Source organism: Neorhizobium sp. LMR1-1-1.1, from assembly GCF_040675795.1.
Taxonomy (GTDB): Bacteria; Pseudomonadota; Alphaproteobacteria; order Rhizobiales; family Rhizobiaceae; genus Neorhizobium; species Neorhizobium cellulosilyticum.
This window is the reverse complement of sequence record NZ_JBEGHE010000025.1, coordinates 513,264-533,662: the sequence shown is the minus strand read 5'-3', so window position 1 is coordinate 533,662 and position 20,399 is coordinate 513,264. Positions and strand designations below refer to the sequence as shown.

General features: G+C 57.7%; 23 protein-coding genes. 7 read left to right on the top strand and 16 right to left on the bottom strand.

The window, feature by feature from the left end; all coding sequences use genetic code 11:
* Position 1 precedes the first annotated feature (1 nt).
* The 3 genes from MRBLMR1_RS15770 to MRBLMR1_RS15760 all read right to left on the bottom strand — a co-directional run bounded on the left by MRBLMR1_RS15770 (position 2) and on the right by MRBLMR1_RS15760 (position 3,134).
* Positions 2-1,333 (bottom strand): MotB family protein, encoded by a 1,332-nt coding sequence (locus tag MRBLMR1_RS15770; RefSeq protein ID WP_148144379.1) that lies wholly within the window; start codon positions 1,331-1,333, stop codon positions 2-4.
* Positions 1,326-1,973, bottom strand: coding sequence for a hypothetical protein (locus MRBLMR1_RS15765; RefSeq protein WP_148144380.1), 648 nt, complete (start codon positions 1,971-1,973; stop codon positions 1,326-1,328). Before MRBLMR1_RS15765 ends, MRBLMR1_RS15770 begins: the two co-directional genes overlap by 8 nt.
* A 195-nt stretch (positions 1,974-2,168) precedes the next feature.
* Entirely contained in the window at positions 2,169-3,134 is a 966-nt protein-coding gene (locus MRBLMR1_RS15760; RefSeq protein WP_148144381.1) for a flagellin N-terminal helical domain-containing protein, read from the bottom strand.
* A 30-nt stretch (positions 3,135-3,164) separates the two neighbouring features.
* Here MRBLMR1_RS15760 and MRBLMR1_RS15755 point away from each other — a divergent pair, with 30 nt between their 5' ends.
* Positions 3,165-3,347, top strand: coding sequence for a hypothetical protein (locus tag MRBLMR1_RS15755; protein ID WP_148144382.1), 183 nt, complete (start codon positions 3,165-3,167; stop codon positions 3,345-3,347).
* Between the two features lie 86 nt (positions 3,348-3,433).
* Here MRBLMR1_RS15755 and MRBLMR1_RS15750 read toward each other — a convergent pair whose 3' ends face one another.
* The 3 genes from MRBLMR1_RS15750 to MRBLMR1_RS15740 all read right to left on the bottom strand — a co-directional run bounded on the left by MRBLMR1_RS15750 (position 3,434) and on the right by MRBLMR1_RS15740 (position 6,705).
* Positions 3,434-4,315, bottom strand: coding sequence for a flagellin N-terminal helical domain-containing protein (locus MRBLMR1_RS15750; RefSeq protein ID WP_148144383.1), 882 nt, complete (start codon positions 4,313-4,315; stop codon positions 3,434-3,436).
* A 302-nt stretch (positions 4,316-4,617) separates the two neighbouring features.
* On the bottom strand, positions 4,618-5,502 hold the full coding sequence (locus MRBLMR1_RS15745) for a flagellin N-terminal helical domain-containing protein (protein ID WP_148144384.1): 885 nt from the start codon (positions 5,500-5,502) through the stop codon (positions 4,618-4,620).
* A gap of 321 nt (positions 5,503-5,823) precedes the next feature.
* A complete protein-coding gene (locus MRBLMR1_RS15740; RefSeq protein ID WP_148144385.1) occupies positions 5,824-6,705 on the bottom strand; it encodes a flagellin N-terminal helical domain-containing protein in 882 nt (293 codons plus the stop codon).
* A 388-nt stretch (positions 6,706-7,093) separates the two neighbouring features.
* Here MRBLMR1_RS15740 and MRBLMR1_RS15735 point away from each other — a divergent pair, with 388 nt between their 5' ends.
* Both MRBLMR1_RS15735 and MRBLMR1_RS15730 read left to right on the top strand, forming a co-directional pair.
* On the top strand, positions 7,094-9,022 hold the full coding sequence (locus MRBLMR1_RS15735) for an O-linked N-acetylglucosamine transferase family protein (protein WP_148144386.1): 1,929 nt from the start codon (positions 7,094-7,096) through the stop codon (positions 9,020-9,022).
* A gap of 382 nt (positions 9,023-9,404) precedes the next feature.
* Positions 9,405-9,866, top strand: a complete 462-nt coding sequence (locus MRBLMR1_RS15730) for a BspJ family T4SS effector nucleomodulin (protein ID WP_148144387.1) — start codon at positions 9,405-9,407, stop codon at positions 9,864-9,866.
* 426 nt (positions 9,867-10,292) lie between these two features.
* Here MRBLMR1_RS15730 and fliP read toward each other — a convergent pair whose 3' ends face one another.
* From fliP to flgB, 10 genes are read right to left on the bottom strand one after another with little or no spacing between them, the layout of a single operon-like run.
* Positions 10,293-11,027, bottom strand: a complete 735-nt coding sequence (gene fliP, locus MRBLMR1_RS15725; RefSeq protein ID WP_148144388.1) for a flagellar type III secretion system pore protein FliP — start codon at positions 11,025-11,027, stop codon at positions 10,293-10,295.
* Positions 11,024-11,524, bottom strand: a complete 501-nt coding sequence (locus MRBLMR1_RS15720; RefSeq protein WP_148144389.1) for a flagellar basal body-associated FliL family protein — start codon at positions 11,522-11,524, stop codon at positions 11,024-11,026. The genes fliP and MRBLMR1_RS15720 overlap by 4 nt, the downstream gene beginning before the upstream one ends.
* A 33-nt stretch (positions 11,525-11,557) precedes the next feature.
* A complete protein-coding gene (flgH, locus tag MRBLMR1_RS15715) occupies positions 11,558-12,277 on the bottom strand; it encodes a flagellar basal body L-ring protein FlgH (protein ID WP_148144390.1) in 720 nt (239 codons plus the stop codon).
* A complete protein-coding gene (locus MRBLMR1_RS15710; RefSeq protein WP_246435961.1) occupies positions 12,274-12,831 on the bottom strand; it encodes a MotE family protein in 558 nt (185 codons plus the stop codon). The genes flgH and MRBLMR1_RS15710 overlap by 4 nt, the downstream gene beginning before the upstream one ends.
* A complete protein-coding gene (locus MRBLMR1_RS15705) occupies positions 12,828-13,949 on the bottom strand; it encodes a flagellar basal body P-ring protein FlgI (RefSeq protein WP_148144391.1) in 1,122 nt (373 codons plus the stop codon). Before MRBLMR1_RS15705 ends, MRBLMR1_RS15710 begins: the two co-directional genes overlap by 4 nt.
* On the bottom strand, positions 13,946-14,434 hold the full coding sequence (gene flgA / locus MRBLMR1_RS15700) for a flagellar basal body P-ring formation chaperone FlgA (protein WP_148144392.1): 489 nt from the start codon (positions 14,432-14,434) through the stop codon (positions 13,946-13,948). Before flgA ends, MRBLMR1_RS15705 begins: the two co-directional genes overlap by 4 nt.
* 21 nt (positions 14,435-14,455) lie before the next feature.
* Positions 14,456-15,244, bottom strand: coding sequence for a flagellar basal-body rod protein FlgG (gene flgG / locus MRBLMR1_RS15695; RefSeq protein ID WP_148144393.1), 789 nt, complete (start codon positions 15,242-15,244; stop codon positions 14,456-14,458).
* 20 nt (positions 15,245-15,264) lie between these two features.
* Positions 15,265-15,612, bottom strand: a complete 348-nt coding sequence (fliE, locus tag MRBLMR1_RS15690; protein ID WP_148144394.1) for a flagellar hook-basal body complex protein FliE — start codon at positions 15,610-15,612, stop codon at positions 15,265-15,267.
* Positions 15,613-15,614: 2 nt separating this feature from the next.
* The gene (gene flgC, locus MRBLMR1_RS15685) at positions 15,615-16,028 is read right to left on the bottom strand and encodes a flagellar basal body rod protein FlgC (protein WP_148144395.1); all 414 of its coding nucleotides are present in this window, start codon (positions 16,026-16,028) and stop codon (positions 15,615-15,617) included.
* 2 nt (positions 16,029-16,030) lie between these two features.
* The gene (gene flgB / locus MRBLMR1_RS15680) at positions 16,031-16,432 is read right to left on the bottom strand and encodes a flagellar basal body rod protein FlgB (protein WP_148144448.1); all 402 of its coding nucleotides are present in this window, start codon (positions 16,430-16,432) and stop codon (positions 16,031-16,033) included.
* A gap of 222 nt (positions 16,433-16,654) precedes the next feature.
* Here flgB and flgF point away from each other — a divergent pair, with 222 nt between their 5' ends.
* From flgF to motA, 4 genes are all read left to right on the top strand, one after another.
* The gene (flgF, locus tag MRBLMR1_RS15675; RefSeq protein ID WP_500065226.1) at positions 16,655-17,389 is read left to right on the top strand and encodes a flagellar basal-body rod protein FlgF; all 735 of its coding nucleotides are present in this window, start codon (positions 16,655-16,657) and stop codon (positions 17,387-17,389) included.
* Positions 17,390-17,487: 98 nt separating this feature from the next.
* Positions 17,488-18,825 (top strand): flagellar protein export ATPase FliI, encoded by a 1,338-nt coding sequence (fliI, locus tag MRBLMR1_RS15670; RefSeq protein WP_394353646.1) that lies wholly within the window; start codon positions 17,488-17,490, stop codon positions 18,823-18,825.
* A 2-nt stretch (positions 18,826-18,827) separates the two neighbouring features.
* Entirely contained in the window at positions 18,828-19,397 is a 570-nt protein-coding gene (locus MRBLMR1_RS15665) for a hypothetical protein (RefSeq protein ID WP_148144398.1), read from the top strand.
* Between the two features lie 127 nt (positions 19,398-19,524).
* A complete protein-coding gene (gene motA / locus MRBLMR1_RS15660) occupies positions 19,525-20,397 on the top strand; it encodes a flagellar motor stator protein MotA (RefSeq protein WP_148144399.1) in 873 nt (290 codons plus the stop codon).
* The last annotated feature ends 2 nt before the right edge of the window (positions 20,398-20,399 follow it).

The following is a 20,399-nucleotide window of genomic DNA, read 5'->3' as shown; positions in this document are numbered from 1 at the left end:
TTCAACCATCGGCAATCAGGATTTCTATGCGGCGATTGGCTCCGTCCTCGGGATTGTCGGTAACCTGCGGTCGGCGATCGGCGAAACCGGAAAGCTGCTTTACGCGGGTATCTTCAAGACCGCCACGCAGAAGCATGAAATAGGCGGCATGGGCGCGGTCCATCGAGAGCGTCCAGTTGTCGGCGTTGCCACCTCGATAAGGCCGGCTGTCAGTGTGGCCGCGGATGACGATCGAGCCAGCCTTCGCCTTCAAGACTGCGGCAACCTTCTCCATCGCTAGGACAGTCTCCCTGCGAGGAACGGCCGATCCGAGATCGAACATCGGTGTTGCGGCCTGGTCTGAAATGGTAACGAGCATACCGCCCTCGGACGGAGTGACGACAATGCCCTCGGCAAGTTTGCCGGGAACGCCGGTCAAAGCCTTGACGAGTTCTTCCCGCAGCTCCTCGGCCTTCTCGGTTTGCTTCTCCGTCGGCTTTGACGTTGTCTGAGGCCTGTCAGGCTCGGGAGAGCCATCATAAGGCTCCTCTTCCTTCGGCTGACCACTGCCGTCGACCGCGCCTTTGGGTGATTGCAGCGCGGCAATCTGTTGCTGGGCCTGATCGGTACCGGTCGACGCTTGCGCGTCAGATGGCGACTGTCTCTGGGTGTCAGTGCGTGGATGCGCCTGTGCGGCGGCTGTCTCGACTGGCTTGGCATCGGGAACCGGTGGCAGCTTGCTGTCCTGCGTCACGGCAACGGCACCGTTCTGGCCGTTCTGTGAAGCGGAAACCTGCTTACTCCAGAAGTCGGGATCGAACGGATCGCGATAGGCCTCGCCGCCGGAAGCGCCGGTCGAAGGGCCGGAATTTGCAGCACCACCCTCGCCCTTCACGCTGACATTGGCCTGCTGGCCAACTTCCTGAGCGATCTCAGCCAGCACCGCGTAAGGATTTTCGAAAAATGCCTCTTCGGAGAAGCTGGTGTTCTCGCCGGAAGAAGCCGTCAGATCCTCGCCGGAAGCTGCGGCGGAACCATCCTGCGTCTTGTCGGCTGCAACGTCCGACTTCTGACCGTTCTGTTCGCCTTGCGCGTCCTTTGCCGGTTCTTTGACGCCGTCAGAGCTGGGCTGCTCATCCGTCAGTTTGATCGGATTGAAGTAGCTCGCAATCGAGGCCTTCGTTTCTTCGTTGGAGGCGTTGACGAGCCACATGACCAAGAAGAATGCCATCATTGCCGTCATGAAGTCCGCATAGGCGATCTTCCAGGCGCCGCCATGGGCTCCGTCATGATCACCCTTGTGGCGTTTGACGACAATAATTTCGTTCTTGCCGTGATGATGACTTTCACTCATCTATCTGCTCTTCCATCGCTTCGACAAAAGTCTTCAGACGCGTCACGAGAATCGAGTCACCGACTTCCAGCGTCATGTCGATTTCCGACGATTCCTCGTATTCGACTTCAGTCACGAGCGGATCGAGCCGCTTGCGCATCATTTCGATAAATGTTTCGGAACCTCTCACCGAGAGTTTCACCGTCCTGCCCTGCCCGATCTCTTCAGCGACATCGGCCGCGAATTTTGCGCCAGCAGCGCGAGCGACCTCTTCCTGGACAAAGGGTTGCAGGACACGCGCCACCGAAGTGTCTACGGCATCCGAGACTGATGCCTTCATCTCCTTGAGGAAGACTTCAACGCGTTCGGCAACGACAGCGTCGTATTTCGCCGTCAGCGCCTCGATTTCCTCGCGATGCCTTGCGGTGATCTGCGCCACCTGCTCCTCATGGCGTTCCGTCATTTCGACCACGGCGGCCTCATGGCCTTCGGCGCGCGCCTTGCTTTTTTCCTCTTCGATATCGACGGCAGGCTCTGACGCCACGTCCGGGAGATCGAAGTTATTCTCGGGAAAATCGAAATCGGAAACGAACTCCGATGGCTGCGGCTGCGGTTGCGGAGCGCCAAAATCCTTCAGGTAACGAGCAAGCGGCATACTCATGGAGATATCCCTACCTAGCCGACATGCGGAGAATGAAAAGGCTTACCTCAAAACTGAACAAGTGGACCATTCCTTCGTGCGTTTGGCAGGCTCGCTTCGAGGCGATCGGCGAGATGCATCCGGGAATGAACGCATTATCACCTGAAACCAGCTACGATGCCAAACTTGTGCGAAGATGAAGACCCGCCAACGGCGCTAGCTAAAAAGAACGCGTGTGCTCTGCTGATGACCATTGAGCAGGGAGAGGAGTTGTGACGACAGCGACTGCTGGGTTTGGTAAGCCGCCAGCTTGGTGGATTCTTCTTCCATATCCGCATCGACCAGGCGGCCAACGCCCTTGTCGAGAATATCCTGGAGAGACTTCACGAAGCCGGTCTGCTGATCGACACGGGCGGAGACGGTGCCCAGCGAACTTGCCAGCTGATTGAGCCTGTCGGTCAAATGGCCAACGACGGCAATCATATCGTCCAGCTCGGCCGAGGTCGTGGCGTCGGAAACGGCAATCGACGTGCCGGTCGTCGCAATGGTCGAATCCACGTCAAGCAGGTAGTAGTTGCGGGAGGTCGCGGTTCCGTCGGAATTCAATGTATTGGCGTCGATCGCGCCGGTCAGAAGGCCGCGATTGGCATCGGCCGAATCGATCAGCGTCGTATCCGCGGTATCGACGGAAACATAGCTGAGCGATACCGCCCCCGAAACGCTACGCTGGAAAGACGTCGGAATGGTTTTCGATGCGCCGAGAATTTCATCCGAATTGTAGAGCCAGTTGTCGCCGGAGAACGTCGCTGCCTGGAGGACAGAGTTCAGATTTTCCTTGAGCGAGCTAATTCGGCCGTTGAGTGCATCTCTATCCGTACCCTCCTCGTAGGCGGTCACCAGCTGACTGGTGATCTCGTCCATGATGTTGATGGAGGAGGTCACTGCCTCATAGGCCGTATCGAGCTTAGAGGCACCGAGGTTGAGCGCATCTCCGATACTACCGAGAACGCTCTGGTCAGAGGTCATGTTGGTTGCGGCCGACCAGTAACCAGCATTGTCTGCCGCAGATTCAACCGCCAGGCCGGATGCCGTGCGCTTCTGGGTTTCTTCGAGATTGTCGCTCGCGAAGAGAAGGGTCTGTAGCGCGCTCTGCACGTAACCGACGGTCATGATCTTCGACATGTTCTAACCACCTATGTTCGGAATCAGGACATGCCGTTTGTGATCCGGCCGCGACGCATCGACTTCATGCTGCTTGCCATGTGGCAAGCGCGTCACGTTTATGGCTCTTTGGCCAATACACGAAGGTTAATGAAAACCTACGATTCGGACAAGACGCAAACAACCTTGCGCCAGCATATCGTCTCTGATTCCGGCTACCGTCATTCGGCATAAGTCGTTGATTTTTCTTAATACGTATCGGGCCGCGTCGTGGAAACGCGGCCCGTTTTTTGTCATCGAAATCAAGTGATCCCGAACCGTTAGCCCTGGAAGAGCGAAAGAATGTTCTGCGAAGAAGAGTTGGCGATCGACAGCGACTGGATCGCAAGCTGCTGCTGCGTCTGAAGCGCCGAAAGCTTGGCTGATTCTTCCTCCATGTCCGCGTCGACCAGTCGGCTTACACCGGTTTCGATTGCGTCCGACAGAGTCGCTGCGTATTCATCCTGCAGATCGATACGGGTGATCAAAGCACCAAGGGCGGCACCCGAATCCGTCAGGCTGGAAAGTGCGGCTTCGACCTGGTCGAGGAAGGCCTGAATGTCGCCGGTCGTGGATGCCGAGGTCAGAGCGATGCTCATGACGCTACCGAGGATCCCGTCTTCGCCGACGCCGTTATTGATGGTGCCGAACATTGCGTAAGAGGCGACCTGGAATTCAGCGGTCGTAACCTTGACCGTGCCGTCCTCATTGCGGATGAAGCCATCCACGACCACCGTGTTGGAGGCGTTGTCGGCTGCAACCATCCAGTTTTCACCGGAGAACGAAGCTGCCTGCGCAATCGCGCTCAACTGTTCCTGCAGCTTTTCCACTTCGAGCTGGATCTGGTCCTTGTCGGTGGACTCTTCCGTTGCGGTAACCAGCTTGGCCTTGATTTCGTCGACAACGTCGATGGCGCTTTCCATCGCAGCGTAAGCGGTATCGACCTTGGCGGCACCAACGCCAAGAGCGTCGGAGGCGGCGTTAATCGCCTTGTTGTCGGAATTCATGGTCGTGGAGATCGACCAGTAGGCGACGTTATCGGCGGCTTCGCTGACGCGGTAACCGGAAGAGACGCGATCCTGCGTGTCTGCAAGGCTGCTGCCGATAGCACGAAGCGTCTGCAGTGCGGACATTGCGGAAGTATTTGTCAAAATGCTCGTCATCTCAAATTGCCCCTTGGCTCACGGTTGGGAGGGACATTCCGGCGTGGACCGGTAAACGCGATCAGCTTCATGCCTGGCCGGTGGACGTTGCGTGTTCGCTGCTGCCCGGCCCGCTGTTTCAATGACGAGGAGAAAAACCGATCAGGGTTAACAGAGAGTTAACGCCTGCTTGCGACTGTTAACACGAATGAACAGAAAGCTAACAGCCTCTGATTGCGGAAATACAAAATTAACAAATAAAAACAAGACGTAAAAAAGGGCCGCACCATGGTGCGACCCTATTATCCGAGAGCGGATTTTTTTTAGCCGCGGAACAGCGTCATGATGTTCTGCGAAGAAGAGTTGGCGATCGACAGTGACTGGACGGCCAGCTGCTGCTGGGTCTGGAGTGCCGAAAGCTTTGCTGATTCTTCTTCCATGTCGGCGTCGACGAGGCGGCTTACGCCCGATTCGATCGCGTCGGAAAGGCTGGCTGCAAAGTTGTCCTGCAGGTCGATACGGGTGGTCAGAGCGCCGAGAGCAGCGCCGGCATCCGTCAGGCTCGACAGAGCGGTTTCAACCGTGTTCATGAAGCCGTCGATGTCGCCCTGGGTCGAACCCGAGGTCAGAGCGATGGTCATGACAGCGCCCAGAATGCCGCCGGAACCGACGTCGCTGGACAGGGTCTCGAACATTGCGTAGCTGGACAGGTTGAAGCTTGCGGTGGTGATCTTGACCGAGCTGTTGTCTTCGCGGATGAAGCCGTCAACGACCGTGGCCGTCGTCGAAGTGTTGGAGCCGGAAATCTGCCAGTTTTCACCGGAGAAGGATGCTGCCTGGGCAACGGCCGTCAGCTGCTGCTGAAGCTTTTCGACTTCAAGGTTGATCTGCTCCTTGTCGGTCGAGCTTTCCGAAGCGGTAACCAGCTTGGCCTTGATTTCGTTGACGATGTCGATAGCGCTTTCGGTTGCAGCGTAAGCTGTGTCAACCTTGGCAGCGCCGACGCCGAGTGCGTCCTTGGCGGCGTTGAGAGCCTTGTTGTCCGAGTTCATGGTCGTGGAGATCGACCAGTAGGCAACGTTGTCTTCAGCTGCGCCGACGCGATAACCGGACGAAACGCGATCCTGTGTGGAAGCGAGATCAGTGTTGATGTTCCGCAGCGTTGCGAGAGCAGACATGGCGGAGGTGTTGGTCAGAATGCTGGTCATGAAAGTTGCCCCTTTGGCACTATGATTTGAAGGGACATTCCGGATTTCGCCGGGAACGACAGTCAGCTTCATGCTTGCCGGAAACCGTTAATTTCGGCCCGTCGTTTTGATGAGCCGAGTAGACACCGTTAAGGTTAACAAGTTCCAAATAAAGAAACAAAAAAACGCTTTAATTTCATTTACTTCCCGTTAATTTTTAAGCATTTACTTCCTGTTAATATCTACGATTGGCAGCAGCGTTTCCGCTGGATTTCAAGGCGCCCAAAACGAAAAAGGCCGCACCTGGAAGGTGCGGCCCCAATTTCGGAACGATGCCAGTGATTACTGGAACAGACGCAGGATGTTCTGGCCCGAGGAGTTGGCGATCGACAGCGACTGAACAGCGAGCTGCTGCTGGGTCTGGAGTGCCGAAAGCTTTGCTGATTCTTCTTCCATGTCGGCGTCGATGAGGCGGCTGACGCCCGAGTCGATTGCGTCGGAGATCTTGGAAGCGAATTCGTCCTGCAGGGTGATACGGGTGGTCAGAGCGCCGAGAGCAGCGCCGGCATCCGTCAGGCTCGACAGAGCGGTTTCAACCGTGGTCATGAAGCCGTCGATGTCGCCCTGGGTCGAACCCGAGGTCAGAGCGATGGTCATGACAGCGCCCAGAATGCCGCCGGAACCGACGTCGCTGGCGAGCGTCGAGAACATTGCGTAGCTGGACAGGTTGAAGTCGGCAGTGGTGATCTTGACCGTACCGCTGTCTTCGCGGACGAAGCCGTCGACAACCTTAGCGGTGGTCGAGGTGTTCGAGCCGGAAATCTGCCAGTTTTCGCCGTTGAACGAGGCGGCCTTACCGATTGCGGTCAGCTGTTCCTGAAGCTTTTCAACTTCCAGGTTGATCTGATCCTTGTCGGCAGAGCTTTCCGAAGCGGTAACCAGCTTGGCCTTGATTTCGTTGACGACGTCAATGGCGCTTTCGGTTGCAGCGTAAGCTGTGTCGACCTTGGCAGCGCCAACGCCGAGTGCGTCGGAAGCGGCGCCGAGAGCCTTGTTGTCCGACTTCATCGTGGTCGCGATGGACCAGTAGGAAACGCCGTCAGAAGCGGAGTTAACGCGCTCACCCGTGGAGACGCTGTTCTGCGTCTTCTGCAGATCCTTGTTGATGTTGCGGAGGGTTTCGAGAGCCGAAGTAGCGCCGGCATTGAAGTTGATGCTAGACATGAAGTGTCCCCTAAAGACTGAAAACAAACGGTGAGGACATGCCGGTTCTTAATCGGCTGCGACGGTCCGACATCATGCCACTCGGTTCCGTTTATTCGTTTAGGACACCAACCCGTCGCAGGACCAAATTAGCCAGCCAAGAGTTGCCACAGTCTTAATTTTGGGGGTGAGTCGTCGGCAATGCGAACACATAGTAAACAAACAGTTAGCGCTCGGGGTGGTACGTTAAACATAATTTCCGCGAGCGTTTTTCCGGCTCCGGCCAACCAACACCGGTTTCAAGCAAGCTTCGCCGGATAGCAAAGTCGGATCGATTTCTTGCGTCGCCCGCAAGCAAGCCTCTGCAACCAACAGACGAACTTGGCGCGGCAACGAAAATACGGAGCAGATGTTGACCGAGATCAGCTATAAGGCCGCGTCCCAGCATTTCCGCAGCGGCGACTACACCTCCTCGCTCGTCACCATCAACAGGTTGCTCGAAGTTCAAAAGGATGCCCGTACCTATACGCTCCTCGCCCGCACGCTTAAGCAGCTCGGTCACAAGGCGGAAGCCGCCCAGTCCTTCCAGTTGGCTGCCGAGCTCGGCGGTCAACATGCCGACGACAATCTGATCGATGCCATCAAGCTCAATTTCGAAATCGGAGAGAAGGACAAGGCGCTGGCTCTGGCCAATCGCATTCTTCCAAAGCTGACCCGCGACCCAGAACTGGCTTTCATCGTCGCGTCAACTCTGGTCGAGAGAGGTGAGGCTCGTATCGCCCGCGTGTTCAAAACCTTGCTGATCAGGAGTAAGGAGCTGCCGCATATGCTGCTCGGCGCCCGAATTTCGCTGAACACCTGGGATATGTTCGATCCGTCCGATATCGAGACAGCCCGTGTACTGCTCAGCCGAATTCCGAACAGCCAGCCGGTGCGGCTGATGTATCTCACCTTCAGCCGCGAACACAGCAAGTACGACGCGATAGAGCGCCACCAGCCGATCATCGACGCTGAACTTGCGTCAGGCGAGACGGATTTCGTCAGGATGGACGGCACCTTCTTCAACCTCCATTGGACCGGCAATGAGCATCTGAACCAGCTGGCTCGTAGCAACACGCCGAGATTTTCCCCGGAGATGACCGCAATCCGGCATCAAATGCCCCATACGTGGGGTGACAAGATCCGTGTCGGTTACCTCTCCTCCGACCTTTTCGACAAACATGCCACGATGAAGCTTATCCGCCGGGTGTTCGAATTGCATGACAGGGATCGCTTCGAAGTGACCCTCTTTTGCCATACCGATCCGAAGATGCTGGCGACCAATGAGGCAAACCGCGAAGAGTGGGGCAATGTCGTCACCGTTCGCGATCTCAGCGATGAGGAGATCGTGGCCGAAATCAGGTCCCGCAATATCGACATCCTCGTCGATCTCAAGGGCCATACGATCGGCACTCGCAATACGGTCTTCAACATGCAGGCGGCACCGATCCAGGTTGCCTGGCTGGGCTTCCCAGGCTCCACTGTCAACGTCGATCTCGACTATGCCGTGGGCGACAAATACGTTTTGCCGGATAGTTCGAAACCGCACTATTACGAGAAGTTCTGCCGCCTGCCGGAAACGTATCAGCCGAACGATCCGGTCAACAGGCCGCTTGCCAAGCCTATGACACGCAAGGAAGTGGGTCTTCCCGAAGACGCCTTCATCTATGGGTCGTTCAACGCGAACCGCAAGATTACGCCGCAGATGCTGGATATGTGGGCAGATATCGTGAAGTCCACGCCGAACGGCATCCTCTGGATCCTGACCAACAATGCCGAAAGCAGGATAAACATACAGAAGAAACTCGTCGCCGCCGGCGTTCCAGCCAAGCGCATCTTCTTCATGACCAAGATGCAGTTCGAGCACCACCTGAACCGCATCCCGCTCGCGGACCTTGGCCTCGACACCTATCCCGTTAACGGCCACACGACGACTTCTGAGATGCTCTGGGCCGGTCTGCCGGTCCTGACCTACAAGGGCACCAATTTCGCCTCGCGCGTCAGCCAAAGTCTGCTGCATGCAATCGGGCTGCCCGAACTTATTGCGGAAGACGAGAACGACTATGTACGGCTGGCCGTCGAGTTCGGCAAAAATCCCGAACAGCTCAAGCCTCTGCGGCAGCGCCTGGAAGACAATCGCCTGAAAAGCCCGCTTTTCGACGACGAACGCTTCACCCTGCATCTCGAAACCGCTTACGAGACAATGGTAGAGCGCGCCAAAAACGGCTTGAAGCCCGATCATATCGATGTTGCGTGCCTGCCGGCACGTAGCGGGCCTTTCATGGAAAAGTCCGACTGAATACAAACGCCAGACACAGGCCTGGCCGGACGCGCATTGAGCGTTGCGCCCGACAACCTACAAGCATGATGCTGCTCTGAAGCACACCGTTCCCGACACGCGTTGTCCGGAACCGAACATCATTGCCGAGATGCGTGCAAGACGCATCATGACAGCCCGGTATCCAACCTGATGAGAACTGGCGATCGAAAGCCGGCGCGATTTGTTGCGCCACGATGGTCGGCCAAGCCTTGGAATGTCGAATTTCCTTTTAAATTCAACACTCCATTTCTGCGCAAGCCTCATACTCTAACTTCACTACCGAGCGATCCTCTGAAGTTTCAGGGATCTCGTGACGGCCCGAATACAACGTTAACCATAAAAACTGGCTAGACGGCTCATTATGAAAACATGCCCCTACTCCATCGAACGCGAAGAAATCCTTGCCAAGGCGATTGGCCCGTTGGCGGCCGAACTGAGGCTGCTGGACGCTGCCGATCTCATTTCGCTTCTTCGTTTCGAGTATCACAGCAGCATCGCTGATCTCGTCGATTCTGCTGCCGAACTCTATTTTCATCCGGGGACGGTCCGCTTCGGCGTCGGAGGCGACTATGCTCTCGACTGGTCGACCTACCCGTCGATCACGCTCGATCTGGAGATCAGCCCACCGGGCATCACCATATATAGCCGATTGAAGCTGGAAGCCGACAAGGCAAGCATCTCGATCAACTACATCAACTTCCACAGCCCGTCTGCCGATCCGAGGGAGAACACGTCCATTCTGGCCGACAGCCTCAGGAAGGTGACCTTCCATACGACCAAGGCGCAGGCGGCTCTCGAGCTGAGCAGCCCGGCTCATCACTGACAAGACTATCGTTCCCCTCCTGCGTGCGTCGGAGGGGAACCGAGCGATTTATTCACCGCTTGCCGCGCCATGTGCGCGGCAATTTGCGTTTAAGAAGCCCCTCACCCGGCCGATGGGCAATCCCAGTGCTGCCGCCTCGCCTATTGCACACAGGCGAGATCGAGCGACGGGAGCGGATGTGACATGAAGGAGATCAGTATCGCCACCAACGCGCCTGCTCGTTGCCTGGCCTCACGGATATCCAGGAACGGAAGATAGGAATGCGAGGTGCGCTACGGCGCCGAGCGGAGGACAAAGCCAGCCGGCACCGACAGGAGAGCCACGCTCGCCACGGAGGTCAGGAGGCCTTCAGATAGACAGCTGCAGGCCCCTACCGCAACCCGGCAGGCTTGCCGCGCCGAGAGACAGGCGCACAATTTCGATTGTTCAGGAGAACGATCTGACCAGAGAGCCGACGAGCAGGTTCCAGCCGTCTATAAGGACGAAAAACAGGATCTTGAACGGAAGGGAGATCGATGTCGGCGGAAGCATCATCATGCCCATGGCCATGGTGATCGTGGCGACAACCATATCGATGACGAGGAAAGGCAGGACAATAAGGAAGCCGATCTCGAAGCCGCGACGGATTTCGGACAACATGAATGCCGGAACGAGCACCCGATAATAGGGCCTGTCGTTCTCTGAAGTCTGCTGACCGCGTTCAGTGGCGAGATCGACAAACAGGGCGAGATCCTTCGGCCTAGTGTTGGCGATCATGAAGCTTCGGAACGGTTCGGCCGTACGCTCGATCGCCTGCGCTTCCGTCACCTGACTTTGCAACATGGGCTGGATGCCCTCGCGCCAAGACTGCTCAAGGGTCGGAGACATGACGTAGAACGTCATGAACATCGCCATGCTGGTGAGGATCATGTTCGACGGCGTGGTGGCAAGGCCCATGCCGGTTCTCAAAATCGAGAAGGCGATGATGAAGCGCGGGAAGCTCGTCACCATGATCAGGATGCCGGGCGCTACAGACAGGACGGTCAGAAGGCCGAAGGTGCGAACGATCCAGGCAGCCGCAGAGCCGTCAACAGGAGCGTTGATCAAATCCTGCAGCTGCTGAGCATGCGCAAGACCGGGCACTAAAGCCAATGTGGCAACGAAAATCGCGAGACGAATCATTCGACAACAAAAGTCCTAATCAGGACCTTTGTTACACGCCCTTGGGAACGCAGGCTAGCAATCTCCTGAAGGTCGCCCTTCAAATATGTGAATCCACGCGGCCCCTGCAACTGCTGCAGCGACAGCGTCCGCAGATAGGTCATGATGTTCTGGTTCACAGTTTCGGCCAGTGCCGGGTCAGGCGGGCCGTCAAATACCAACCCCACCTGCAGCCGGATGAGATTTTCCGCCGGATAGCCAATATTAGTCAATATCGGTGCCAGTTCCAGCATATTGGGGAGAGCCGGCGCGGCCTTTTCGCCCTCGCCTTTCTTCTCGCCCTCGGCGGCAGGGGTGCTTGTCGCTTCCTCCACCGGTTTTGGCGCCGGTGCAATCAGCTTTCCCGTCAGCCAGCCGCCGCCGCCGCCCACCAGGGACAACAGCACCACGGCGCCGATCATCGGGATAAGTGCGTTCTTCTTCTTCGGGACGCTGTCGTCCTCAGCCGTGATAGCCATGTGGTTTCACTCCTCGGCAAAAACCCGGACGCCTCAGATCGGCGAGAACAGGTCCATGAGCTGCTGGCCGACCGGCGGCTGTTGAATTTCGGTTACGCGACCGCGGCCGCCGTAGGAGATGCGCGCCTCGGCGATCTTTTCGTAGGAGATCTCGTTCTCCGAATCGACGTCCTGCGGCCTGACGATACCGGCCACGTTCAGGATGCGGATCTCATGATTGACACGCACTTCCTGCGAACCGCTGATCAGAAGGTTCCCGTTTTCGAGAACGCCGGTCACCACGGCCGCTACGAGCAGGTTCAGCTGTTCCGACCGGGTTGTCGACCCCTTGCCGTCGGAATTGGATTCGCCGTTGAAGCCAAAGGAAGAATCGGTCTTGGGGTTCCATCCGAAAATTGTGGCATCGGCCTTCCACGCGGTCGTCCGGTCGTTGCTCTTTTCAAGCTTCGTCTCGTTGTCGAAATCAGCCTTGTCGTTGATCTTGATCGTGACGGTCAGGATGTCGCCGATATTGAGCGCGCGTGCGTCCTTGAACAAAGCGGCCTGGCTGTCGCTCCAGAGCGAATAGCCATTGTTCATGTTGTGCGGGCGCTTAGGATAGGAAGCCAGCTGCGGCGCCTGACTGAACTGCAGGCCACTGCCGATGGGGCTCATCGACGGTGCATTGCCGACTTCCCTAATCGTCTGGGGCGTTTGCGAGCATCCCGAAAGAAGCGCCACGGTAGCAAGGAGTGCAGGTGCGAGTTTGGTCATGACGGATCTTTCGACGTGTTGGGATCCGCTGCACTGGCGATGATGGACGCAACGGCCGCAGCCTTCTTGGCCTCCATCTCACTCAATATCAGACCGGATTGGCGGGGCGGCAGCCGCATGACGATTGCGGCGGCAAGCCCTGCCTGCATTTCGGACAGCTGCGGAGCAGCAGTGTCAGGCTTCATGGTCTTGAAGATATCGACCAGGCCGTTTTCGGCCTGCTTCATGAATTCGTTGCGCCGGCCGATCCAGTCCTCGTATTCGGCCTTGCGGGCCTCCATCACGGCTATGCGATCATCGACCTCGGCCTGAAGTTTCTCAAGGTCCTGTTTCTGCAAGGCATAACGGCGATCGCGCGCCGCGTCGGCAATATTGCCGCAGAATTGCTGGACTTCGGTCTCGCTCGTCATCCCGGTCGTGTCACGAACCTGCTCCTGGGCGTCGGCCGAGGGCAGCGCAACGAGCAGCCCCAAGAGAGCGAGAACCGGAAGTGCAACCGAGGAGCGCTCCCATGGGCGCAACCGAGCCGGAGATGAAGTGTCTGGGCCAATCATTGCAGTACTAGCTCCGCTTGCAGCGCACCTGCAGACTTGATCCCCTGCAGGATCGCAATAATTCCATCAGGCTTGACGCCGATGCTGTTCAATCCTGCCACCAGCGAGCGCAGATCCGGACCCTCGAGAACTGCAACCGGACCACCAGTCTTCTCGGCCATGATGTCCGTCTGCGGCTGGACGTAGGTCTCGCCGCGCGAGAAAGGCAGGGGCTGCACGACCTGAGGCATTTCGGTAACCTGTACCGTCAACGTTCCATAACTGACCGCGACCCGGGAGATGCGGACATCCGCGCCGATAACGATGGTTCCCGTCCGTTCGTTAATGACGACCTTGGCGGGTGTGTCGGTTTCGACGGCAAGGTTCTCGATCCTCGCCATGAGGCGAGCGAGATCTTCCTGCGGTGGCTTCTGCACGGCGACGACCTGGGAATCGCGCGCTTCGGCAATCGGCATGCGATAGGTACTGGTGGAGAAGGAGTTGATCGCGTCAGCAACGCGGATTGCCGTAGAGAAGTCCGGATTGCGCAGCTGAAGAACAAGATTGCCCGAATCCTTGAAGCGCGAAGGCAATTCCCGCTCGATGATGGCGCCACCGGGAATACGGCCGGCCGTAGTAATGCCTTCAGTGACGGTGGCGGCTGCGCCTTCGGCCAAGAAACCGGAAACGACGACTGCGCCCTGTGCAACGGCATAGATCTGTCCATCGGCACCCGTGAGCGAGGTCATGACAAGTGTTCCGCCGCGCAGCGAGGTGGCGTCACCGAGAGAGCTGACGGTCACGTCGATGCGGCTGCCGGGACTGGTGAAAGGCGGGAGGTTCGTCGTGACCATAACGGCCGCAACGTTTTTGGCGGCCGATTGACCGCCTTGCGTCGAAATACCCAAGTTCTGAAGCATCGCGCGCATTGACTGGTCGGTAAACGGCGAGGCACGCAAGCCATCGCCGGTTCCCTGCAGGCCGACAACGAGACCATAACCGATGAGCTGGTTATCACGCCCGGCCTGGAGCGATACCACGTCCTTGATACGCGCATTTGATGCCGCTTCGACGACAGACGCCGCAGCAAAAAGCGCCAGCAGGCTGGCGGCGATCGTTGTTAGCAGTCTACCGATCATTTCTGGACAACCTCGACATTTCCGTCAGCCCTCACCACGCCGGTGACGGTAACTCCACTCTCAGTGTTTCGGACTCGGATCGAGTCTCCGGTCATGGCATCCTGCAGAGCCGATCCGGCAGCCGAAATCGTCAGGCCGCCAACATTGAACATGATACGGATCGCCTTGCCGCGCTCGATCGTGTAGGGCTCACGCAGCGAGGAAACCGGGATAGTCCGTCCCGCCACCAGCGTCCGCTTTGCCACCTTGCCGATGACATCTGTGACGCTTGACGTGTATCCGCCGGCCAGGTTCGGATTGGTCACTTCGACCTCCATGACCTGGCTTGAGGAGATGATATCGCCCGGGAAGATCGTCGATGTGGGAACGACGGCATAAAGAGGCTGGGCAACCGCGACCTGCGATCCGGCACCAGCGATGAACAGCAGTGACAGGATAACCCCGCCGACAGCCGACCGAAGTGCATTTACACTAGGAAACATCATGTTTGCCCGCCTCTTAATCCGTTACTTCAGATTCTTACTGACGATCTGAGCCATCTCATCCGCTGTCGTGATGACCTTGGAGTTCATTTCGTAAGCGCGCTGTGCGGAAATCAGGTCAGTGATTTCCTTGACGGAATCGACGTTCGAGCTTTCGAGATAACCCTGCTTCAGATAGCCGTAGCCGGTATCCAGCGGCGAACCGACAACTGCATCGCCGGACGCTTCCGTGACCGCGAAAAGGTTGTCGCCCAGCGGACGCAGACCTGCATCATTGGCAAAAAGCGCCACCTGCAGCTGACCGACCTGTGTCATGTTATCCTGTTCGCCGATGCGAACCGAGACGGTGCCGTCCTGAGCGATAGTGACTTCGGTAGCGTCCTGCGGAATGGTGATCGCGGGAATGACGCCGTAGCCGTCGATCGTCACCAGACGGCCGTTGGCATCCTTGTTGAATGCACCGGCACGCGTATAAAGCGTCGTACCGTCCGAGCCTTCGATCTGGAACCAGCCATTGCCGACGATTGCGGCATCAAGCGTATTGCTTGTCTGGGAAATTTCACCCTGTTCGAACAGCTTGCGAACAGCCGATGTCTGCACGCCGAGACCGATATTGGCGCCTTCCGGCACAACCGACTGGTTGGCGCGGTTGGCGACGCCTGCGGCGCGTTCGGTCTGATAGAGAAGGTCGGTAAACTCCGCCCGGCCGCGCTTGAAGGCGGTCGTGTTGATGTTGGCGATGTTGTTGGCGATGACTTCGAGGTTCGTCTGCTGGGCATTCATACCCGTTGCAGCAATGGCGAGTGCTCTCATGGACGTGAAACCTCTTTATCCTAGATCTGCATTTTGGAAATTTCGAGATAGGCCGATACGACCTTGTCTCGAAGGGCGACCGCGGTCTGGAGCGTGCGATTGGCTTCCATGACAGCATCGACGACTTCGCGCGTATCTGCCTTGCCCTGAATGCCGGCAAAGGACATCGCTTCGCCTTGCTTCACGCTATCGAGCGCACCCTTGGCGGCATCAGCAAGAAAACTGCCGAATGTTGGCCCCGCAACACCGGTTGCAACCGTACCGACTGCGGCGCCCAGCATGTTCGACATGCTGCTGGAGGTGGTCTCCGTCTGGTCGAGACCAGTGGACTTTTTCAGCGCACCGATGCTTGAAATGCTATCGATCATAGTTAACCTTTCAACAAATCGATTGTCGACGAGATCAGATCCCGCGTCTGCTTGATGCTCTGCAGGTTTGCCTCGTAGCTGCGATTGGCTTCGCGAAGGTCGGCCATCTCGATCAGCACATTGACGTTCGGATATTTGACCATGCCCTGCGCATTTGCAGCGGGGTGGTCGGGATCGTATTCCTCGGTAAACTTGCCCTCATCAGCGCCGATCTTCTTGACATCCACCATGTTGATGCCGCTGGCGCGATCCATCTCATTACCGAAGGTGATGATCTTGCGACGATAGGGATCCGCACCCGAGGTGTCGCCGGTCGTACGTGCGTTTGCGATGTTTTCAGAAACGACGCGCAGGCGGGTGGACTGGGCTTCCATTCCACTGCCTGCGATCTTGAGCGAAGCGATCAAAGAGTCCATTTTTATTTACCCAATGCCGTCAGCATCATTCTGTTGATATTTTGAACGAGAAGGGTGTTCAGCTCGAACTGCCGCTTGATCTCGCCCATCTTCGACATTTCCGACGCCAATGAGACTGTATTGCCGGATTCCTGGACGCCTATCTCCTGATTGAGCTTAGAGTCCTTCAGCTCAACCCGACCATTCCCGGCGATGTCCGCGGTCATGTGAGCCGCATTCGTCCTCGCCATTTCCATGGACCCGAGACCACTTGCCGACTTGAGTTCGGCATCGAAAGGCGTCAGATCCTTGGAGACGTATTTCGGCGTGTTGGCGTTGGCGATGTTCGTCGTCGTCACCTGCTGTCGAACGGACAGCCATTCCGCCTGTCGAGACGCAAGCTCGAACAACTGAATCGGCTGCATGGTCATGGTTGTTCTCCATCTTGTTGTCCCGGACGCTAGAGAGACAATCTTGCGCGGGACTTGCGGTAGGCGCAGCCCGCCGATTTGCCGTATCCGCACGCATTTTCCCCCTCGCTAAACCAAACAGGTTCGCGCAAGCCCGGGCTCTTAACTGTCTCCTTCAAATCGCCACAGCTCTCCCGCGCGGGGGCATGCGCCGTATCCGTAAATCAGGAGACATCCATGCAATCCGGTATCTATGTCGGCATTTCCTCGCAGATCGCTCTCGAGCGTCGCCTCACCACGATCTCCGACAATATTGCCAACATGAATACGGTCGGCTTTCGTTCGACTGAGGTGAAGTTCGATCAGATCCTCAGCCAGACCCAGAACGAGAACAACACCAAGATCGCATTCGTCTCCCAGGGCAATGACTACCTCTCCATGCGTAATGGCGAGCTTGAGCAGACCGGGAATTCCCTGGATTTCGCCGTCAAAGGCGACGCGTGGTTCGCCATTCAGACACCTCAAGGTCAGGTTCTGACACGTGACGGACGGTTTTCCATGTCGCTTACGGGTGAACTCATTTCGACGAATGGCTACCCCGTTGTCGATGGCGGCGGCGCTCCGATCCAGCTCGATCCGAGAGCCCCGACACCAAAGGTCGGCCAGGACGGACGCATCATGCAGGGCGACCGCGCGGTCGGACAGATCGGCGTATTCTCGGTCGATATCGACAAGGGTTTCTACCGCGCTGACAACAGCGGCATCATCCCCACCGACACGCCGCAGGCGGTCGTCGATACCATGGGCGTCGGCGTCATGCAGGGCTTCCTCGAACAGTCCAACGTCAATGCCATCGGCGAGATGACCCAGCTGATCCAGGTGAACCGCGCGTTCGAAAGCATTTCCTCGCTGATGAGCACCAGTGAAGACAACTTCTCATCCGCCATGAGAACGCTGGGCGGTAGCCAGTAGGACGCACGCGGATGACGACGACCCAATCCGATTTTCAGCCGGTTAGCGAACCGGTCACCTCACCAGTCGTGATGCCACGACTGGAACGTCTGTCGGACATGGCGGCGCATTATGCAAATCCTTCGAGCGTCCTGTCCTGGGGCGGTCGGGTGAGGATGATCGCGGCCGGATATTACACCGTCAGTGGCCTTTCCAGACATGTTCGCCTTGGCGAATTCGTTTCGCATCAGAGTGCTACTGGCGCGCATATGGGCGAGGTCGTGCGTGTCGAGCCCGATCTCATCTATGTCTGCCCTATCGAGCCGGGCGAGCCGATCGGTGTCGGCGATCTCGTGCTGCGTACCGGCGAATTCCGGCTGGCTCCCAGCGAGAGCTGGTGCGGTCGAACGATCAATTCACTCTGCAGACCGATCGACGGCAAAGGCCCATTGCGGGAAGGCTCGGTGCAGCGTTCAATCAACACCCTGCCGCCGCCATCCATGACCCGCAGGCGGGTCGATACCTCGTTCCGCACCGGCGTGAAGGCGATCGATATCTTTGCCCCTATCTGTTACGGGCAGCGTCTGGGCATTTTCGCCGGTTCAGGCGTCGGCAAATCAACGCTTCTATCGATGCTGGCAAAGGCAGATGCCTTCGACCGGGTGGTCATAACGCTGGTCGGCGAACGTGGCCGCGAAGTGCGCGAGTTCATCGAAGACACTCTGGGCGACAACGTTGCCAAAGCGGTGATCGTTGTCACCACCAGCGACGAAAGCCCGATGCTACGCAAGATGGCCCCGCTGGTGGGCATGACGATCGCGGAACATTTTCGTGATCAGGGACTGAACGTGCTGTTCATCGCCGACAGCGTGACGCGATTTGCGCATGCGATCCGCGAGGTCGCGATCGCGGCAGGCGAGCCGCCGGTCGCGCGAGGCTATCCGGCTTCAGTCTTTACCGAGCTGCCGCGCCTTCTGGAACGTGCCGGCCCCGGCATCGAAGGCACGGGCACGATCACGGCAATCATCTCGATCCTCGTCGACGGCGACAATCACAACGACCCGATCGCCGACTCGACCCGCGGTATCCTTGACGGACATATCGTGCTTGACCGTGCACTTGCCGACGAAGGACGGTATCCGCCGGTCAATCCGCTTTCCTCGATCTCGCGTCTCGCCCGCAAGGCATGGACCGGGGATCAGGAACGACTGGTCTCCAGATTGAAGGGGCTGATCAGCGTTTACGAGGAGACAAAGGATCTTCGCCTTATCGGCGGCTACAGGCCCGGCGCGGATCCCGATCTCGACATGGCCGTCAAGCAGGTGCCGATCATCTATGACGTGCTGAAGCAATCACCTGGCGATGCGGCGGTCATCGACGCCTATACCGAACTCGCCAATGCCCTGAAGGCATCTCTCAGCAATACCAATCGCCCAATGCCGGCAGGAAAGAGATGAGCATGAAAACCAGGCTCTTTGGTAAAACCAGATCCGGCAGGCATCAAGCTTCAGGGCCGGCAACGACTTTAGACAAGCCGATCGACCGCTGGCTTGTCGCCTCGCTGGTCGGATTTTCGATGTTGTGCGCCGCCTTCCCCTGGTATGTCTTCTTCAACCAGGAGAAATTCGGGGTCAACGTAGCCGGCTGGGAAGGGCTTCGCGACGTTCGCCACGCGCGTCCAGCCGGTGAGGCCGGCATCGGCGCAATGCGCGATCCGCAGCAGGACGAAGTCGAGCGCGCACTTCTGCGCGAGATGGAAACCGACCGGCTGACCACCGCTGCAATACCGTCGACGCCATCCGGTAACGGATCGGATGCAGGCGGCTTCGAAGATCAGGCGTTTCCCGGCGGCACTGAATTCAAGCTGCTGCATGTCGCCAACGGCCGCGCACTGATCGAAAACGGCAACGGCATTTTTCTCGTCCAGATCGGCTCGAAGCTTCCGGATAGCTCGCGTCTGGCAGGCTTGCGGCAACGCAATGGCAAATGGGAAATCGTGACCTCGGCAGGCAAGGTCTATGGCGAATAGCTGCGCCGGATCTCCTCAGCGGCGTTCGAGGCCATTCGGTCGCATCGCCCCGCGAACTACAACAGTCTCACGCAAGGCAGCTGCCTTATCGGTTTAGTCTAGGACAAGCGTTGGATACGAGCTTACAATGAATCTTATTATCGGATTTGTCATCACGGTCGGCTGTATCATTGGCGGCTACATGGCTATGGGCGGGCATGTCGCGCTCCTCATGCAGCCGTTCGAACTGGTCGTTATCGGTGGTGCGGGCGTCGGCAGCTTCATCATGGCGAACCCGATGAAGGTGCTTAAGGATTCCGGCAAGGCGATCGGCGAGATCTTCAAGAATGCCGTTCCCAAGGAGCGGGCCTATCTCGAAGTGCTCGGCGTGCTTTATTCGTTGATGCGCGACCTGCGCACCAAATCACGTAACGAGATCGAAGCGCATATCGACAATCCCGCAGAATCGCCGATATTCCAGTCAGCGCCATCGGTTCTGAAGGATACCGAACTTACCTCCTTCATCTGCGACTATGTCCGACTGATCATCATCGGCAACGCACGCTCCCACGAGATCGAAGCGTTGATGGACGAAGAGATCGAGACGATCCTTCATGATCGCCTGAAGCCGTATCATTCGATCCAGCTGATGGGCGACGCCTTCCCAGCGCTCGGCATCATCGCGGCGGTTCTCGGCGTCATCAAGGCGATGAGCCATATCAACGAATCTCCCGAGGTACTCGGCGGCCTGATCGGCGCGGCTCTCGTCGGCACGATGCTCGGCATCTTCCTTTCCTACTGCCTGTGCAACCCGATCGTCTCGCAGATCAAGATCGTGCGCACCAAGCAGCACCGGCTTTACATTATCGTCAAGCAGACCCTGCTTGCCTACATGAACGGCTCGGTACCGCAGGTGGCGCTTGAGTACGGCCGCAAGACGATCTCCTCCTCCGACCGTCCGTCGATCGACTCGGTCGAGCAGGAAATGATGAAGCCCGGCGGCGACACGAAGGCGGCTTAACG

What these genes read in the sequence shown, in the direction of transcription:
- fliP (WP_148144388.1), bottom strand. Translation starts at nt 11,027, where the DNA reads ATGATTCGTCTCGCGATTTTCGTTGCCACATTGGCTTTAGTGCCCGGT.
- MRBLMR1_RS15710 (WP_246435961.1), bottom strand. Translation starts at nt 12,831, where the DNA reads ATGATTGGCCCAGACACTTCATCTCCGGCTCGGTTGCGCCCATGGGAG.
- MRBLMR1_RS15770 (WP_148144379.1), bottom strand. Translation starts at nt 1,333, where the DNA reads ATGAGTGAAAGTCATCATCACGGCAAGAACGAAATTATTGTCGTCAAA.
- flgB (WP_148144448.1), bottom strand. Translation starts at nt 16,432, where the DNA reads ATGCAGCCGATTCAGTTGTTCGAGCTTGCGTCTCGACAGGCGGAATGG.
- fliE (WP_148144394.1), bottom strand. Translation starts at nt 15,612, where the DNA reads ATGATCGATAGCATTTCAAGCATCGGTGCGCTGAAAAAGTCCACTGGT.
- flgC (WP_148144395.1), bottom strand. Translation starts at nt 16,028, where the DNA reads ATGGACTCTTTGATCGCTTCGCTCAAGATCGCAGGCAGTGGAATGGAA.
- MRBLMR1_RS15730 (WP_148144387.1), top strand. Translation starts at nt 9,405, where the DNA reads ATGAAAACATGCCCCTACTCCATCGAACGCGAAGAAATCCTTGCCAAG.
- MRBLMR1_RS15665 (WP_148144398.1), top strand. Translation starts at nt 18,828, where the DNA reads ATGAAAACCAGGCTCTTTGGTAAAACCAGATCCGGCAGGCATCAAGCT.
- motA (WP_148144399.1), top strand. Translation starts at nt 19,525, where the DNA reads ATGAATCTTATTATCGGATTTGTCATCACGGTCGGCTGTATCATTGGC.
- flgH (WP_148144390.1), bottom strand. Translation starts at nt 12,277, where the DNA reads ATGACCAAACTCGCACCTGCACTCCTTGCTACCGTGGCGCTTCTTTCG.
- MRBLMR1_RS15750 (WP_148144383.1), bottom strand. Translation starts at nt 4,315, where the DNA reads ATGACGAGCATTTTGACAAATACTTCCGCAATGTCCGCACTGCAGACG.
- MRBLMR1_RS15765 (WP_148144380.1), bottom strand. Translation starts at nt 1,973, where the DNA reads ATGAGTATGCCGCTTGCTCGTTACCTGAAGGATTTTGGCGCTCCGCAA.
- MRBLMR1_RS15720 (WP_148144389.1), bottom strand. Translation starts at nt 11,524, where the DNA reads ATGGCTATCACGGCTGAGGACGACAGCGTCCCGAAGAAGAAGAACGCA.
- MRBLMR1_RS15745 (WP_148144384.1), bottom strand. Translation starts at nt 5,502, where the DNA reads ATGACCAGCATTCTGACCAACACCTCCGCCATGTCTGCTCTCGCAACG.
- flgG (WP_148144393.1), bottom strand. Translation starts at nt 15,244, where the DNA reads ATGAGAGCACTCGCCATTGCTGCAACGGGTATGAATGCCCAGCAGACG.
- flgF (WP_500065226.1), top strand. Translation starts at nt 16,655, where the DNA reads ATGCAATCCGGTATCTATGTCGGCATTTCCTCGCAGATCGCTCTCGAG.
- MRBLMR1_RS15705 (WP_148144391.1), bottom strand. Translation starts at nt 13,949, where the DNA reads ATGATCGGTAGACTGCTAACAACGATCGCCGCCAGCCTGCTGGCGCTT.
- MRBLMR1_RS15735 (WP_148144386.1), top strand. Translation starts at nt 7,094, where the DNA reads ATGTTGACCGAGATCAGCTATAAGGCCGCGTCCCAGCATTTCCGCAGC.
- MRBLMR1_RS15760 (WP_148144381.1), bottom strand. Translation starts at nt 3,134, where the DNA reads ATGTCGAAGATCATGACCGTCGGTTACGTGCAGAGCGCGCTACAGACC.
- MRBLMR1_RS15740 (WP_148144385.1), bottom strand. Translation starts at nt 6,705, where the DNA reads ATGTCTAGCATCAACTTCAATGCCGGCGCTACTTCGGCTCTCGAAACC.
- flgA (WP_148144392.1), bottom strand. Translation starts at nt 14,434, where the DNA reads ATGATGTTTCCTAGTGTAAATGCACTTCGGTCGGCTGTCGGCGGGGTT.
- MRBLMR1_RS15755 (WP_148144382.1), top strand. Translation starts at nt 3,165, where the DNA reads ATGCCGTTTGTGATCCGGCCGCGACGCATCGACTTCATGCTGCTTGCC.
- fliI (WP_394353646.1), top strand. Translation starts at nt 17,488, where the DNA reads ATGGCGGCGCATTATGCAAATCCTTCGAGCGTCCTGTCCTGGGGCGGT.